Annotated in this window: 14 protein-coding genes and 1 pseudogene; 3 read left to right on the top strand and 12 right to left on the bottom strand. The window is 60.5% G+C overall.

Features of this window, described 5'->3' with window-relative positions; all coding sequences use genetic code 11:
- Nucleotides 1-51 precede the first annotated feature (51 nt).
- A complete protein-coding gene (locus ABCR88_RS09340) occupies nt 52-1,086 on the bottom strand; it encodes an amidohydrolase family protein (protein WP_041116746.1) in 1,035 nt (344 codons plus the stop codon).
- 131 nt (nt 1,087-1,217) lie between these two features.
- Between ABCR88_RS09340 and ABCR88_RS09335 the strand changes: the two genes are divergently transcribed.
- Both ABCR88_RS09335 and ABCR88_RS09330 read left to right on the top strand, forming a co-directional pair.
- Nucleotides 1,218-1,634, top strand: a complete 417-nt coding sequence (locus ABCR88_RS09335) for an OsmC family protein (protein ID WP_011060062.1) — start codon at nt 1,218-1,220, stop codon at nt 1,632-1,634.
- Between the two features lie 62 nt (nt 1,635-1,696).
- Entirely contained in the window at nt 1,697-2,569 is an 873-nt protein-coding gene (locus tag ABCR88_RS09330; protein ID WP_350023761.1) for a pirin family protein, read from the top strand.
- Nucleotides 2,570-2,672: 103 nt separating this feature from the next.
- Here the strand turns inward: ABCR88_RS09330 and ABCR88_RS09325 are convergent, their stop codons facing one another.
- The 4 genes and pseudogenes from ABCR88_RS09325 to ABCR88_RS09310 all read right to left on the bottom strand — a co-directional run.
- Nucleotides 2,673-3,401 carry a dienelactone hydrolase family protein gene (locus tag ABCR88_RS09325; RefSeq protein WP_041116742.1) on the bottom strand — a complete coding sequence of 243 codons (729 nt, stop codon included), beginning with the start codon at nt 3,399-3,401 and terminating at the stop codon, nt 2,673-2,675.
- Between the two features lie 71 nt (nt 3,402-3,472).
- On the bottom strand, nt 3,473-5,377 hold the full coding sequence (htpG, locus tag ABCR88_RS09320) for a molecular chaperone HtpG (RefSeq protein WP_011060059.1): 1,905 nt from the start codon (nt 5,375-5,377) through the stop codon (nt 3,473-3,475).
- A gap of 90 nt (nt 5,378-5,467) precedes the next feature.
- Nucleotides 5,468-5,860, bottom strand: coding sequence for a PaaI family thioesterase (locus tag ABCR88_RS09315; protein WP_350404893.1), 393 nt, complete (start codon nt 5,858-5,860; stop codon nt 5,468-5,470).
- Nucleotides 5,861-5,920: 60 nt separating this feature from the next.
- Nucleotides 5,921-6,379: pseudogene (locus ABCR88_RS09310) on the bottom strand (PaaI family thioesterase); the annotation flags it as partial.
- 158 nt (nt 6,380-6,537) lie between these two features.
- Here ABCR88_RS09310 and ABCR88_RS09305 point away from each other — a divergent pair.
- Nucleotides 6,538-6,789: a hypothetical protein gene (locus ABCR88_RS09305; RefSeq protein ID WP_011060058.1), complete on the top strand. Its 252-nt coding sequence runs from the start codon at nt 6,538-6,540 to the stop codon at nt 6,787-6,789.
- A gap of 117 nt (nt 6,790-6,906) precedes the next feature.
- On the opposite strand, the gene ABCR88_RS09300 is transcribed toward ABCR88_RS09305, so the two are convergent.
- The 7 genes from ABCR88_RS09300 to odhB form a co-directional block, all read right to left on the bottom strand.
- Entirely contained in the window at nt 6,907-7,380 is a 474-nt protein-coding gene (locus tag ABCR88_RS09300; protein ID WP_236183542.1) for a hypothetical protein, read from the bottom strand.
- 42 nt (nt 7,381-7,422) lie between these two features.
- Complete coding sequence (locus ABCR88_RS09295) at nt 7,423-8,160, bottom strand: DUF599 family protein (protein WP_011060056.1); 738 nt, start codon at nt 8,158-8,160, stop codon at nt 7,423-7,425.
- 176 nt (nt 8,161-8,336) lie between these two features.
- A complete protein-coding gene (gene brnQ, locus ABCR88_RS09290) occupies nt 8,337-9,650 on the bottom strand; it encodes a branched-chain amino acid transport system II carrier protein (RefSeq protein WP_011060055.1) in 1,314 nt (437 codons plus the stop codon).
- Between the two features lie 328 nt (nt 9,651-9,978).
- Nucleotides 9,979-10,860: a succinate--CoA ligase subunit alpha gene (gene sucD / locus ABCR88_RS09285; RefSeq protein ID WP_003223019.1), complete on the bottom strand. Its 882-nt coding sequence runs from the start codon at nt 10,858-10,860 to the stop codon at nt 9,979-9,981.
- Nucleotides 10,860-12,026: an ADP-forming succinate--CoA ligase subunit beta gene (gene sucC, locus ABCR88_RS09280; RefSeq protein WP_009047768.1), complete on the bottom strand. Its 1,167-nt coding sequence runs from the start codon at nt 12,024-12,026 to the stop codon at nt 10,860-10,862. Before sucC ends, sucD begins: the two co-directional genes overlap by 1 nt.
- A 230-nt stretch (nt 12,027-12,256) precedes the next feature.
- Complete coding sequence (gene lpdA, locus ABCR88_RS09275; protein ID WP_011060054.1) at nt 12,257-13,693, bottom strand: dihydrolipoyl dehydrogenase; 1,437 nt, start codon at nt 13,691-13,693, stop codon at nt 12,257-12,259.
- A gap of 100 nt (nt 13,694-13,793) precedes the next feature.
- Nucleotides 13,794-15,017 (bottom strand): 2-oxoglutarate dehydrogenase complex dihydrolipoyllysine-residue succinyltransferase, encoded by a 1,224-nt coding sequence (odhB, locus tag ABCR88_RS09270; protein ID WP_025128636.1) that lies wholly within the window; start codon nt 15,015-15,017, stop codon nt 13,794-13,796.
- Nucleotides 15,018-15,051 lie beyond the last annotated feature (34 nt).

Here is a 15,051-nt window from a genome sequence, read left to right as displayed (position 1 = left end):
GGCGCGAGCTTATGAAGCAGGCATGACAGGCTGATGACAGTCTGGCGCCTGCTAGGGACGATGGTTGGCGGGAAGGATGGCGAGGAAATTGTCATGGGCCACCTTGCGTGCTACCTCCTGCGGCAAGGCGTCAAGAAAGCCATCGAAGCCCCGCAGCTCGCTCCCCAGTTTGTTGAAGCGCCCGACCACGTCCGAACCCAGCATGAAGCGCTCCGGGAAGCGCTCCACCAGCTGCAGCCAGGCCGGGTCGGGGTTGCCCTGCTTATCCAGCAGATAGGGCGTGAGCAGGCTCCAGGACAGGTCGATGTAGAGATTGGGGTAGCTCTCCAGCAGCCGCGTCAGGGTCGGCAGCAGGAACTCCAGCCGGGTCTGGTGACGATGGATCTCGGCACTGGTGCCGGCATGGGCCCAGATAAAACGCGTATGGGGGTGATTGCGCAGCGGTTCTTCGATTTCCGCCAGGTACAGTGGATTGCGCTCGCGCTTGGAGGTGATGTTGGAGTGCAGCATGACCGGCAGGTCGTTCTCGGCCGCCAGGTGATAGACCTTGGTCATCGCCTCGTTATTGGCCCGCGGCGTGTCGCCGGCGGTCAGCGCGGTGAGGTCGTCATGCCGGGTGAAGACCTCGCCGATGCCCTGCCACAGCCCCGGGTCGAGATCGAGCATGCGCTGGATATGCGCCGCAGAGTTCTTGTCGTTGGGGTTGAACCCCGAAAGGAACGGATGAAAGCGCCGGCGCTGCTCGGCCGGCAGCTTTTTCACCGCGGCGGCCACCAGCACGTCGGTGGCGCTGTACCAGTAGGCCGCGGCATCGTCCCCGGCGTAGTAGCGCGGGCGCTTGGGTTCATCCTCGTGCCATTTCTTGGCCACCGGAATCCCGGCAATCATCACCTGTTCGATGCGGTTGTCATCCATAGCCTTGAGCAAGGCTTCCATGCCCGCGGTTTCCTGGAAGAAGTCCACGTAATGCAGGTGTGCGTCGCTGTACACATAGTCACGCGCCTGGGCCACCGCCAGCGGCAGCATCAGCAGCGCCCACAAACAGCTTGCTTGAACAGGGTTCCAGTGCACCGGGCCGCCTCCCATGGATCGAAGCAGGATAGACCGCGACGCCGAGCCGCAGGTTCAGAAAAAGGGGAACGCCCGCGCTTCGATATGCTCTATAACTTCAGCACCCTTACAGCCTGATCCTTATTCATCACTGCCTGAGGTTTGCCATGACCATCACCGTCAATACCGAGTCCAGCGAAGGTTTCCGCCACAGCATCCAGGTCGACGACCACCAGTTGTTCACCGACCTGCCCAAGTCCGCCGGTGGCGAAGGCACCGCCCCCGAGCCCCATGACTACTTCGATGCCGCCCTGGGCGCCTGCAAGGCCCTGACCCTCAAGCTCTACGCGCAGAAGAAGAACATCCCGCTGACCGGGGTCACCGTGGAGATCAAGCACGACAACAGCGAAGAGCAGAAGGGCAAGTACGCCCTGCATGTGAAGCTGACCCTCAAGGGCGTGCTCACCGACGCCCAGCGTGATGAGCTGCACCGGGTGGCCGACCGTTGCCCGATCCACAAGCTGATGACCACCAGCGAAGTCAGCATAGAGACCCACCTCTCCGAAGGCGCCTTCAGCCAGTAGCGGCAAGGCGGGCACAAGCGGGTTATGCTCCCGGGCATAACCCGATCAGCCTGGAATCCGCCATGAACTCCCCCCTCGTGATCCGTCCCCGTGCCGAGGACGTTGAAGGCCAGCCCATCCTGCGCCCCCTGCCTTCGGCCCAGTGCCGCAGTGTCGGGCCTTTCGTGTTCTTCGACCACATGCTGGAAACCCGCTACCCGCCGGGCAAAGGCATGAATATCCGCCAGCATCCGCATATCGGCCTCTCCACCCTGACCTACCTGTTCGCCGGGCAGATCCAGCACAAGGACAGCCTGGGCTCCGACCAGATCGTGGGCGCCGGGGACGTCAGCTGGATGACCGCCGGCAGCGCCATCGCCCATGTCGAGCGCACGCCAGCACTCTTGCAGGCCCAGGGGTTTGCCATGCACGGCCTGCAGGTCTGGCTGGCCTCGCCCAAAGAACAGGAGCAGGGCCCGGGGCACTACAGCCATCACCCGGCCAGCAGCCTGCCGGTGAGCGACAACCTGGGGGTGAGGATTCGGATGATTGCCGGCAGCGGTTTCTGCCTGGAGTCGCCGGTGCCGGTGCTCTCCCCCACCCTGTATGCCGAGCTGCGGCTGCAGACCGCCACCAGCCTGCTGATTCCCACCGAGCATCAACAGCGTGCGCTGTATGTACTGGAGGGCGAGGCACAACTGGACGGCGAGCCATTACCCGTGCACTCGCTGGTGGTATTGCCAGAGGGGGAGAACGCCACGCTGTTCGCCGAGAGCGATTGCCATGCGGTGCTGATCGGTGGCGCCGCCCTGGACGGCCCGCGGCGGATCAACTGGAACTTCGTCGCCAGCGATCCACTGTTGATCGATGAAGCTCGCAGACGCTGGGCCGCCGGGGACTGGCCGCAGGTGCCGGGAGAAAGCGAGCGCATCGAATTGCCACCCGCCCGCCACTGATCGGTAGGGGCCGGTTTGCCGGCGAACAGGCCCGTGAGTCTGGCGTTGCTCTCACTGGCGCCTTCGCTGGCAAGCCAGCTCCTACGGGGTCAGGGTCGGTGGGTCAGCCGCTAAAGACTTCGTCCAGCAGGTAATGCATGGTGGCGAAGGCCCGGGCCGAGGTCTTGGCGTCGTACATCATCTTGCCCGGCAGGTTGGCGTGGGTGTCGGTGAAGGAATGCACCGCGCCACCGTAGCTGACCAGTTGCCAGTCCACTCCCGCGGCGTCCATTTCCGCTTCGAAGGCCGGCAGTTGCTCCTTGGCCACGAACGGGTCCGCCGCGCCGTGCAGTACCAGTACCGAACCCTTGATGTTGTTGGCATCGGCAGGGTTGGGGGTGTCCAGGGTGCCGTGGAACGACACCGCCGCCTTCACCGGCGCGCCACTGCGGGCCAGTTCCAGGGCGCAGCAGCCGCCAAAGCAGAAGCCGAAGGTGGCCAGCCTGGAGGTGTCCACCGCGGCTTCGCCCTGGCTCTGCAAGGCCGCAAAGGCCGCCTGCATGCGCTTGCGCAACAACGCCCGATCATCCTTGAGCGGCATCATCGCGGCACCGGCCTGGCTCGCATCGCTGGGGCGCAGCGACTGGCCATACAGATCGGCGATCAGCACCACATAACCCTTGGCCGCCACCACCTCGGCGATCTTCTCCGCGCCGGCGCTGACACCCATCCAGTTCGGCGCCATCAGCAACCCCGGACGCGCAGCTTTATGGGCGGCATCGAAGGCCAAGCGGCCTTCATAGGGCTGGCCATCGATCTGATAGACCACGGAACGCACTGTGATTTGACTCATGACTCATCTTCTCCAGTAGGGGGACACCAGAATGAAAAAACCCGCCGAAGCGGGTTTTTCTTGCAACGTGGTTAAACCGACAGCTCCACTAGCAGCTTGTTCAGCCGGCGCACATAGGCCGCCGGATCCTTCAAGCTGTCACCGGCCGCCAGGGCCGCCTGATCAAAGAGAATGTGCGACAGGTCGCCAAAACGCTCTTCGCTCTGCTCGCCGTCGAGTTTCTCGATCAGCGGGTGAGTCGGGTTGAACTCGAAGATCGGCTTGGAATCCGGAACCTTCTGCCCGCTGGCTTCAAGGATCTGACGCATTTGCAGGCCCAGGTCCTGCTCGCCAATGGCCAGGATCGCCGGCGAATCGGTCAGGCGGTGGGAAACCCGCACTTCGCTGACACTCTCGCCCAGGGCGGTCTTGATCCGCTCAACCAGGCCTTCCTTGGTCTTGGCGACTTCCTCGGCAGCCTTCTTGTCCTCTTCGGAGTCGAGGTTGCCCAGGTCCAGGTCGCCGCGCGCCACGTCGACAAAGCTCTTGCCGTCGAACTCGTTGAGGTAGCTCATCAGCCACTCGTCGATACGGTCGGTGAGCAGCAGCACTTCGATGCCTTTCTTGCGGAAGACTTCCAGGTGCGGGCTGTTCTTCACCTGGGCGTAGGATTCGCCGGTGAGGAAGTAGATCTTGTCCTGGCCTTCCTTGGCGCGAGCCAGGTAGTCGGCCAAGGAAACATTCTGCTCGCCGTCGTCGCCCTGGGTGGAGGCGAAGCGCAGCAGGCCGGCAATCTTCTCCTTGTTGGCGAAGTCCTCGGCCGGGCCTTCCTTCATCACCTGGCCGAAGTTCTTCCAGAAGCCCTTGTATTGCTCGGGCTCGTTCTTCGCCAGTTTCTCCAGCATGTCGAGGACACGCTTGGTCAGCGCCGACTTCATCGAGTCGATGATCGGGTCTTTCTGCAGGATTTCCCGCGAGACGTTCAGCGACAGGTCGTTGGAGTCCACCACGCCCTTGATGAAGCGCAGGTACAGCGGCAGGAACGACTCGGCCTGATCCATGACGAACACGCGCTGCACGTAGAGCTTGAGGCCCTTGGGCGCTTCACGCTGGTACAGGTCGAACGGCGCGCGAGCCGGTACGTAGAGCAGCGAGCTGTACTCCAGCTTGCCTTCGACCTTGTTGTGGCTCCAGCTCAGCGGGTTTTCGAAGTCATGGGCGATGTGCTTGTAGAACTCCTGGTATTCCTCGTCCTTGATCTCGGTACGCGGACGGGTCCACAGGGCACTGGCGCGGTTGACGGTTTCCCACTCCAGCGCAGGTTTCTCTTCGCCTTCAGCGGCAGCGGCTTCTTTGGGCAGCTCGATCGGCAAGGCGATGTGGTCGGAATACTTCTTGATGATGTTGCGCAGGCGCCAGCCATCGGCGAACTCGTCTTCACCGGATTTCAGGTGCAGGACGATGCGGGTGCCGCGCTCGGCCTTGTCGATGGTCGCAACTTCGAACTCGCCCTCGCCCTTGGAAGACCAGTGCACGCCTTCGCTGGCAGGCAGGCCGGCACGGCGGCTGAACACTTCAACCTGGTCGGCCACGATAAAGGCGGAGTAGAAGCCAACACCGAACTGACCGATCAGGTGCGAATCCTTCTTCTGGTCGCCAGTGAGGTTCTTCATGAAATCGGCGGTGCCGGATTTGGCGATGGTCCCCAGGTGGGTGATCACATCTTCTCGGCTCATGCCAATACCGTTGTCTTCGAGGGTGACGGTTTTCGCGTCCTTGTCGAAGCTCACACGGATTTTCAGTTCGGCGCCACCTTCCAGCAACTCGGGCTTGGACAGGGCTTCGAAGCGCAATTTGTCGACGGCGTCAGAGGCGTTCGAGATCAATTCGCGAAGGAAGATTTCCTTGTTGGAATACAGCGAATGGATCATGAGGTGCAGCAGTTGCTTCACCTCGGTCTGGAAGCCCAGGGTTTCCTTTTGAGTTTCCACACTCATGGTCATCAAACTCCAATCAGATGGCATTGGCCGCGTTCCGGGAGCGGAGGGCGGCGGGATGACATGAAAGTGGGGGTCGCTCGCTGGATTTCAAGGGCCGGTGCTCTCTTCGATCTTGAAATGTGCGCGAGCGGTGGCAATCGACTCCTCGGCAGTGCTCTGCCAGGCGGTGATGGCGACATTGGCCACCCTCCTGCCCTGCCGGCATACCTGGCAGCGGGCAAAGGTGTCGCGAAACTGCCCGGCGCGCAGGTAATCGAGGGAAAAGTCGATGATTTTCGGCACCCCGGGCGAGCCGGTGAGAATCAGCAAATGCAAGGCGGCCGCCAGTTCCATGAAACCGGCGATCACTCCACCGTGCAGGGCTGGAAGCAGAGGGTTGCCGATATTGTCCTTGTTGGCCGGCAGGCGAAAAAGCAGTTCATCTCCCAGTTGCGTGCACTCGATGCCAATCAGCTTCGCGTAGGGGATCTGCTCCAGCAACGCGGTGTAATCGCCCTGCTGGCGAGCCTGCTCCAGGAGTGCTCGAACCCGCTCCCCCTTGATCGAGCTGGCCAGCCCGCGGCTGCCCTTGAGCCCTCGGCCCATGCGCATGAAAGTGCCGACTACATGAGCCACGGGACGCTCGGGATCATCCTGATAGGCAAAGCCGCGGGTAAAGATCACATCGGTGGTGACCCGGTAACACTGGGCAAAGCCGTGCACGTCATGATGAGGGACCGCCGGATGCATATAGTCTATGCGCAGGTCCAGGGTCGGACACACCTCGAACTCCGGCAGCACGCAAAGCGTGGCCATGCCACAGGCGCTGTCCATCAGCGTGGTCAGGGCACCGCCATGAATGATCCCGGTTTGCGGGTCGCCGACAATCTGCGGACTGTAGGGCAAGGTCAGGGTCAGGCCCTCTTCAGAGGCGCTATGTACCCGGATGCCCAGCACCTGGCAGTGGCGCAAGGCGGAAAGAAAGCGCGCCGCACGCTCAGAAATAGGGTTTTGCGCCATGGGATTTATCTCTTTTTATTGTCGGGAATGTGCGTTGAATGAAGCAGGCAAAAGTTCCATGAAATGACTACTTAATATATCTGTGAGTCTCAAGGAACTTAAATCACAAGGCCATGATCGAAAGGCCAGTAGATATCTTCACTAAGGAGAAACACCCCATGCGTAAGACTTTGGCTATTGCTCTGATGCTGACCGCTTCCCTCGGTCTGGCTGCCTGCGACAAAAAATCCGAGGACAAAGCTCAAGATGCCAATCAACATGCTGAGCAAGCCCAACAGAAAATGAACGAAGCACAGGATAAAGTGAACGACGCGGCAAAAGAAAACGCCGAAGCAGCCAAAGATCAGGCTGAATCCAACAAGGCTGCTGCTGAAGAAAGCGCCAAGGAAGCAGCTCCTAAAACCAACTAAGTCGGTTTTAGCGCAACAAAGAACAAAGCCCGCCAAGTGCGGGCTTTTTCTTGCTCGTAAAACAGTCGCTCAATACAACAGTGCTTAGTTGCCGGGCAAGCAACTAAGCGTTGAAGATCAGCCGCCTGCCCCCAGGAACAATTCGTCCTGGCGGGGCTCTGCCTGCAACGGCTGAATTGGCACCGATTCATTGCCCGGGGACTCCAGTGCATAGTGCAAGGGGCTGGAAATGGGCAGCAACCTGATGGGAAAGTCGTAGTGGGCGGTAAAAGGCGCCAGCCATTGGCGGGTCTGGTAATCCGCTGCCGCGATACTCATGAAACAAGGGTGCGGGATGTCCTGCGGCGAACGCCCGGCCAGCAACATGACCCATTCCCAGTCCGTTGCCGCTTCGACCTTGAAGCTCCCGTCATCGGCCGTCAGGAACTGTGCACCACACAAGGCGCCCTTGGCCCCGGCGATCGGCATGCCGCTCAATGCATCTACCACCCTGCCCCGGGCTTCGCCATTCAGATACAGGGTTTGCGCCCTGCAGCCCGACAACAGGAAGAACCCCAGGCACAGGTACTTCAGGGCACGCGAACTGCTCATTGGCCAACTCCTTTTAACCGTTCAATCGATCAGCATCACCGCTCAGGCTGCGTCTTTGGGGCTATCGACCACAGGTTGTTCTGTCGGTGTATAGACCATGACCTCAAGTACATCGGAGTGGAACTCCCGCCGATACAGGACAAACACCACACCCGCGCTCATCAGCATGAATAACCAGGGGCTGACGAACCAGGCCAGCATGGTCATGCCGAAGTAATAGGAACGCAATCCGAAGTTGAACTGGTTGGCCGCCATGGAAATTACCCGAGCCGCTCGCGATGCAAAAGCCTTGCGCTCCTGCTCGGAAACATGACGCTCGCCGATCATTGGCGCCGACCCCACCAGCACTGCGGCGAAGTTGTATTGGCGCATGCACCAGCTGAAGGTAAAGAAGGCATAGACGAACACCAGCGCCAGGCACAGCAGCTTGATTTCCGACATGCCCTGGGACGCCTGCTGGACCATGGGAATGTCCGCCAACAGCGACACTGCACGCTCCGAGGCGCCCAGTACAGTGAGGATGCCCGCCAGGATAATCAGGGTGCTGGAGGCGAAGAACGAGGCATTGCGCTCCAGGTTGCCGATCACGCTGGCATCGGCGATGCGGTTGTCCCGCAGCAGCATGCGGCGCATCCAGTCCTCGCGATACAGGTGCAGGACGCTGGCCAGGCACGCGGTGTCCCTTCCCTTCCAACTGGCGTAGCGGGTATAGCCACCCCAGCAGACGACGAACCACAGGGCGGCCAGTAGGTGGATCAGGTTGGCTTGAACGAACGACATGCAAATTCCTGTAAGGCGTTGGCAGAAGACAAAAGCAAAGGGCACTGCTTCGACGCCCCGCAGGGGAAAAAGACACCGCTGTACGCCCATAAAAAATGCCCCGCATCCATCGATGCGGGGCATTTTTTAAGGGGCTCGGGGACCGCTTGTGGCGACCCCGGGCCATCAACTTCAGGTCAGGCCAGGGCTTCGCTGCGCTTGCCCAGCAGGCGATCGCAGATCACTGCCACCACCAGCACGATCACCGACGGCACCAGCCACGCCAGGCCCTGCTCGCTCAGCGGCAAGTGCGACAGCTGGGTTGGCATCCAGCCGGCCAGGCCCGCGCCCTTGAGGGCATCGATCAGGCCGAACACGAAGGACACCAGCATCACCGGGCCGACGATACGGCGCTGGTCCTGCCAGAAGTCCTTGCAGAAGCTCAGGGCCACCAGGGCGATGCACGGCGGGTAAATCGCGGTCAGCACCGGGATCGAGAACGCGATCAGCTTGGTCAGGCCCAGGTTCGATACCAGCAGCGAGAACGCCGCGAGGATCACCACCAGCGTCTTGTAGGACAGCGGCAGGACGCGGCTGAAGTACTCGGCGCAGGCGCAGGTCAGGCCCACGGCGGTCACCAGGCAGGCCAGGGAGATCAGCACCGCGAGGAAACCGCTGCCCAGGGAACCGAAGGTGTGCTGCACATAAGCGTGCAATACCGCGGCGCCGTTGCTGGCACCGGCGGCCACTTCATGGCTGCCCGAGCCCAGGCGGAACAGGCTGACGTAGACCAGCGCCAGGCCGACCCCGGCGATCAGGCCGGCGATCACGGCATAACGGGTAATGAGCCGAGGCGACTCGACCCCGCGGGAACGGATGGCATTGACGATGACGATGCCGAACACCAGCGCGCCCAGCGTATCCATGGTCAGGTAACCATTGATGAAGCCCTGGGAGAACGGTGCTGCAACGTACTCGGGAGTGGCGGTGCCGATGTCGCCGGCGGGCAAGGCAAAGGCCGCAATGCCCAGCACAGCCAGAGCGATGATCTTCAGCGGCGCCAGGAAGCGTCCGACGGTGTCCAGCAGCCGGCCCGGGTACAGGGAGATGAAGAACACCAGCAGGAAGTACACCGAACTGTAGAGGAACAGGGCCAGCGGGCTTTCGCCGGTCAACGGCGCCAGGCCCACTTCAAAGGACACGGTAGCGGTACGTGGCGTGGCGAACAGCGGGCCTACCGCCAGGTAGCAGACCGCTGCCAGCAGGCCACCGGCCAGCTTGCCGATAGGCGTGCTCAGCGCGTCCATGGCGCCGCCGACCTTGGCCAGGGCAACCACGGTGATCACCGGCAGACCGACCGCAGTGATCAGGAAGCCCAGCGCCGCCATCCAGACATGGGGTCCGGACTGCAGGCCGACGATAGGCGGGAAAATGATGTTGCCGGCCCCGACGAACAGGGCAAAAGTCATAAAGCCGAGTGCCAGGATGTCCTGGCCTTTCAACACTTTCATTAAGGAAATACCACACTACTGAATCGGAATTTAGAGAGGGATTTCCCTTATGGGTGAGGGAAATGCTGTCAGTCCGTATAAGACTGACCCGTTTAGCGCGCAGCGACCTTGTGGGCAGCAGACGCAAAAAGAGGCGGCTAGATTACAGAATCGGTAAGACAAGCGCACTGTTCCAGGGCGAACTATCCGATATGCGACAGAATGATGTCGCATTTTTGAAATTATATTTCCCCCAGGCTCTGTGCAGGATGCAGGTCTCCTACGACAGAAAGCACAAAGGCCACCCGAAGGTGGCCTTTGTGGTTGAAGCGTCAGCTAAGCGCGAGGCTTACTTGACAGCCCAACCGGTCAGCTCGGCCAAGGCCTTGCCGATGTCTGCCAGCGAACGCACGGTTTTCACGCCTGCGTCTTGCAGAGCAGCGAATTTCTCGTCTGCAGTGCCTTTGCCGCCAGAGATGATTGCGCCAGCATGGCCCATGCGCTTGCCCGGAGGAGCAGTCACACCAGCGATGTAGGAAACAACCGGCTTGGTCACGTGAGCCTTGATGTAGGCAGCCGCTTCTTCTTCAGCCGAACCGCCGATCTCACCGATCATCACGATCGCTTCGGTCTTCGGGTCTTCCTGGAACAGCTTCAGGATGTCGATGAAGTTCGAACCCGGGATCGGGTCACCACCGATGCCGACACAGGTGGACTGACCGAAACCGGCGTCAGTAGTCTGCTTAACAGCTTCGTAGGTCAGGGTGCCGGAACGGGAAACGATACCGACCTTGCCTGGCAAGTGAATGTGACCTGGCATGATGCCGATCTTGCATTCGCCTGGGGTGATCACGCCTGGGCAGTTAGGGCCGATCAGGGTCACACCCAGCTCGTCGCACTTAACCTTGGCGTCCAGCATGTCCAGGGTAGGAATGCCTTCGGTGATGCAGACGATCAGCTTGATGCCGCCGAAGGCCGCTTCCAGGATCGAGTCCTTGCAGAAAGGAGCTGGAACGTAGATCACGCTGGCGGTGGCGCCAGTGGCAGCTACAGCGTCTTTCACGGTGTTGAACACTGGCAGGCCCAGGTGCTCGGTGCCGCCTTTGCCAGGAGTTACGCCGCCAACCATCTTGGTGCCGTACTCGATGGCTTGCTGGGTGTGGAAACTACCTTGCGAACCGGTAATGCCCTGGCAGATAACTTTGGTGTCTTTATTGATCAGGACGCTCATTATTTGCCCTCCGCAGCTTTGACAACTTGTTGAGCAGCGTCGGTCAGGCTGGTAGCAGCGATGATGTTCAAGCCGCTTTCTGCCAGTACTTTAGCGCCCAGTTCAGCGTTGTTGCCTTCAAGGCGAACAACAACCGGGATTTTCACGCCGACTTCTTTCACGGCGCCGATGATGCCTTCGGCAATCATGTCGCAACGAACGATGCCGCCGAAGATGTTGACCAGTACTGCAGCGACGTTGGTGTCGGACAGGATGATCTTGAAGGCTTCGGTCACGCGCTCTTTGGTAGCACCACCACCTACGTCGAGGAAGTTGGCTGGCTTGCCGCCGTGCAGGTTGACGATGTCCATGGTACCCATGGCCAGGCCGGCACCGTTGACCATGCAGCCGATGTTGCCTTCCAGGGCTACGTAGTTCAGTTCGAACTTGGCAGCGTGGGCTTCGCGCGGATCGTCCTGGGACGGATCGTGGAAGGTTTTCAGCTTAGGCTGACGGTACATGGCGTTGGCGTCGATGTTGATCTTCGCGTCCAGGCAGTGCAGATCGCCGTCGGCCTTGATCACCAGCGGGTTCACTTCCAGCAGGGCCAGATCGTGATCCTGGAACAGTTTGGCCAGGCCTACGAAGATCTTGGCGAACTGGGCAACTTGCTTGCCTTCCAGACCCAGTTGGAAAGCCAGCTCGCGACCCTGGAATGGCTGAGCGCCAACCAGTGGATCGATAGTGGCCTTGAGAATTTTTTCTGGAGTGTCGTGAGCGATTTTCTCGATGTCCACGCCACCTTCGGTGGAAGCCATGAACACGATGCGACGGCTCGAACGGTCAACGACAGCGCCCAGGTACAGCTCTTTAGCGATATCAGTGCACGATTCAACCAGGATCTTGGTGACAGGCTGGCCATTGGCGTCAGTCTGATAGGTCACCAGACGCTTGCCCAACCACTGCTGAGCGAATGCCTTAGCGTCTTCTTTGCTGCGAACCAGCTTAACGCCGCCCGCTTTACCGCGACCACCGGCGTGAACCTGGGCTTTGACAACCCACTCGGAGCCGCCGATTTTGTCGCAAGCTTCTGCTGCTTCTTCCGGGGTGTCTACCGCGTAGCCTTTGGATACTGGCAGGCCGTATTCAGCGAACAGCTGCTTACCCTGATACTCGTGAAGATTCATGCTTTTTACCGTCTTCGTTAGGTACTGCGCATTCGGCGCTGCGCTCAAGATTGAGTGCCGCACCACCTGTGACCGCTCCTCTCAAAACCAGCGCCACACCTGAACCCGGAGCCTGGGCCCCGGTCCAGTGTGTGGCGCTACCTCGAGAGGTCGAGTCCAGCGGATATTCCGCGGTGAGTCTTGCGCACAAGGCTCACGACGGGCCAACCGCCGTGGTTTCTTATTATTGCTTAGCGTTTCTTGCGGTTGGCAATGTGGATGGCAGTGCCATTCACAGCCAGAGCTGCTTCGTGCAGGGCTTCGGACAGGGTCGGATGGGAGAAAACCATCATGCCCAGGTCTTCGGCGCTGGTGCCGAATTCCATGCCGATCGCACCTTGCTGAACCAGTTCCGCAGCGCTTGGGCCAATCACGTGGACGCCCAATACGCGGTCAGTCTTGGCATCGGCGATGACTTTGACGAAACCACCGGTGTCGTTGGCTGCCATGGCACGGCCGCTGGCGGCAAACGGGAAGGTGCCGACGTTAACTTCAACGCCTTCAGCTTTCAAGGCCTGCTCGGTTTTACCGACCCACGCAATTTCCGGGTGAGTATAGATAACCGAAGGAATCAGGTCATAGTTCATCTGGGCTTTGTGGCCCTTGATGCGCTCGGCAACCATGATGCCCTCTTCCGAGGCCTTGTGAGCCAGCATCATGCCGCGCACCACGTCACCGATGGCGTAGACGCCCGGTACGGTAGTAGCGCAGTGATCGTCAACGTGCACGAAACCGCGCTCGTCGAGGGTCACGCCGCAATCGGCGGCCAGCAGGTCGGTGGTCACTGGGCGGCGACCAACGGCAACGATCAGCTTGTCGAAAGTGATGGTCTGCTCGCCATTGGCGTCGGTGTAGGTGACCACGACTTCTTCGCCGTTGACCTTGGAGCCGGTCACGCGAGCGCCCAGCTTGATGTCCAGGCCTTGCTTGGTCAGGGTTTTCAGCGCTTCCTTGGAAACAGCGGTGTCGGCTGCCATCAGGAAGGTGTCCAGGGCTTCCAGGACAGTCACTTGCGCACCCAGGCGCGACCATACCGAACCCAGTTCCAGGCCGATGACGCCAGCGCCGATCACGCCCAGGCGTTTTGGTACGGATTGGAATTCCAGAGCGCCGGTGGAATCGACGATCACATTCTGGTCGACCGGAGCCGGTGGAATGTCGATCGGACGCGAGCCTGGAGCCAGGATCACGTTTTCGGCTTCGATCACTTCAACCGAACCGTCAGGCTTGGTGACTTCGACTTTCTTGCCGGCCAGCAGTTTGCCGTGGCCCTGGATCGAAGTGACGCCATTGGCCTTGAACAGGGTGGCAACACCGCTGGTCAGGCCTTTGACGATATTGGCCTTGCGACCCACCATGGCTGGTACGTCCATGGTCACGCCAGCGTGGTTGATACCGTGGATGGCAAAACCGTCCTGGGCTTCGTGGAATTTCCAGGAGCTGTCCAGCAGCGCCTTGGAAGGAATGCAACCGACGTTCAGGCAAGTACCACCGAGGGCCAGCTTGCCCTCTTTATCGGTGTACTTCTCGATGCAAGCGGTGGTGAAACCGAGTTGTGCGGCCTTGATTGCGGCGACATAACCGCCTGGGCCCGCGCCAATCACTACCACGTCGAATTTCTGAGTCATAAAAGGTTCCTTTTAACGGCAAGCTAGAAGCTGCAGCCGCAAGCTTGAAGCCTTTTGCCCTGGGGCGCGAAGCTTCCCGCTTGCAGCATGCAGCTGCTTTTTAGATGTCCAGGAGCAGACGAGCCGGGTCTTCCAGCAGGTTCTTGATGGTCACCAGGAACGTCACGGCTTCTTTACCGTCGATCAGGCGGTGATCGTAGGACAGCGCCAGGTACATCATCGGACGGATGACCACTTGACCGTTGATCGCCATAGGACGCTGCAGAATGTTGTGCATGCCCAGGATCGCGGCTTGTGGCGGGTTGACGATCGGGGTCGACATCATCGAACCGAAAGTACCACCGTTGGTGATGGTGAAAGTACCACCGGTCATCTCTTCCATCGACAGCTTGCCGTCACGGGCCTTCTTGCCGAAGGTGGCGATGCCGCCTTCGATTTCGGCCAGGCTCATCAGTTCGGCGTTACGCAGAACCGGAACCACCAGGCCACGGTCGCTGGAGACCGCAACACCGATGTCGGCATAGCCGTGGTAGACGATGTCGGAACCGTCGATCGAGGCGTTGACAGCCGGGAAGCGCTTCAGGGCTTCGGTGGCGGCCTTGACGAAGAACGACATGAAGCCCAGGCGCACGCCATTGTGGGACTTCTCGAACAGATCCTTGTACTTCGAACGCAGGGCCATGACTTCAGTCATGTCGACTTCGTTGAAGGTGGTCAGCATCGCCATGTTCGACTGGGCTTCAACCAGACGCTCGGCAACCTTGGCACGCAGGCGGGTCATAGGCACGCGCTTCTCGACGCGATCACCGGCAGCGAAGACCGGAGCAGCAGCGGCAGGAGCCGGAGCCTTGGCAGGCGCGGCAGCCGGAGCGGCTTTCTTCGCGGCAACAGCAGCGACCACGTCTTCCTTGGTCACACGGCCGCCTTTGCCGGTACCGGCAACGGAAGCGATGTTGATACCGTTTTCTTCAGCCAGCTTGCGCGCGGCAGGAGCAGCGATTGGATCGTCTTCGCCATCGGCAGCAGCCGGGGCAGCAGCGGCGGCGGCCGGAGCGGCGGCGGCAGCAGGAGCAGCGGCAGCAGCGCCGCCTTCAACGATGGAGCCCAGGACTTCGTCGGACAGAACGGTGTCGCCTTCGTTCTTGACGATAGCGCCCAGCACGCCGTCAGCGGTGGCCAGAACTTCCAGCACGACCTTGTCGGTCTCGATGTCAACGATCAGCTCGTCACGCTTGACGGCGTCGCCCGGTTGCTTGTGCCAGGTGGCAACGGTGCCATCGGCAACCGATTCCGGGAAAGTGGGGGCTTTGATCTCGATAGCCATTATCTGTGGTTCCTTAAATTCGGTTTCAGGTGCG

Origin of the sequence: Pseudomonas sp. W17, from assembly GCF_040268305.1 — a bacterium.
GTDB lineage: Bacteria > Pseudomonadota > Gammaproteobacteria > Pseudomonadales > Pseudomonadaceae > Aquipseudomonas > Aquipseudomonas protegens.
This window is presented reverse-complemented; position numbering and strand designations above follow the sequence as displayed.

Coding starts and splice junctions, on each gene's coding strand:
- ABCR88_RS09340 (WP_041116746.1), bottom strand. CDS start 1,086: ATGGGAGGCGGCCCGGTGCACTGGAACCCTGTTCAAGCAAGCTGTTTG.
- ABCR88_RS09335 (WP_011060062.1), top strand. CDS start 1,218: ATGACCATCACCGTCAATACCGAGTCCAGCGAAGGTTTCCGCCACAGC.
- ABCR88_RS09330 (WP_350023761.1), top strand. CDS start 1,697: ATGAACTCCCCCCTCGTGATCCGTCCCCGTGCCGAGGACGTTGAAGGC.
- ABCR88_RS09325 (WP_041116742.1), bottom strand. CDS start 3,401: ATGAGTCAAATCACAGTGCGTTCCGTGGTCTATCAGATCGATGGCCAG.
- htpG (WP_011060059.1), bottom strand. CDS start 5,377: ATGAGTGTGGAAACTCAAAAGGAAACCCTGGGCTTCCAGACCGAGGTG.
- ABCR88_RS09305 (WP_011060058.1), top strand. CDS start 6,538: ATGCGTAAGACTTTGGCTATTGCTCTGATGCTGACCGCTTCCCTCGGT.
- ABCR88_RS09300 (WP_236183542.1), bottom strand. CDS start 7,380: ATGAGCAGTTCGCGTGCCCTGAAGTACCTGTGCCTGGGGTTCTTCCTG.
- ABCR88_RS09295 (WP_011060056.1), bottom strand. CDS start 8,160: ATGTCGTTCGTTCAAGCCAACCTGATCCACCTACTGGCCGCCCTGTGG.
- brnQ (WP_011060055.1), bottom strand. CDS start 9,650: ATGAAAGTGTTGAAAGGCCAGGACATCCTGGCACTCGGCTTTATGACT.
- sucD (WP_003223019.1), bottom strand. CDS start 10,860: ATGAGCGTCCTGATCAATAAAGACACCAAAGTTATCTGCCAGGGCATT.
- sucC (WP_009047768.1), bottom strand. CDS start 12,026: ATGAATCTTCACGAGTATCAGGGTAAGCAGCTGTTCGCTGAATACGGC.
- lpdA (WP_011060054.1), bottom strand. CDS start 13,693: ATGACTCAGAAATTCGACGTGGTAGTGATTGGCGCGGGCCCAGGCGGT.
- odhB (WP_025128636.1), bottom strand. CDS start 15,017: ATGGCTATCGAGATCAAAGCCCCCACTTTCCCGGAATCGGTTGCCGAT.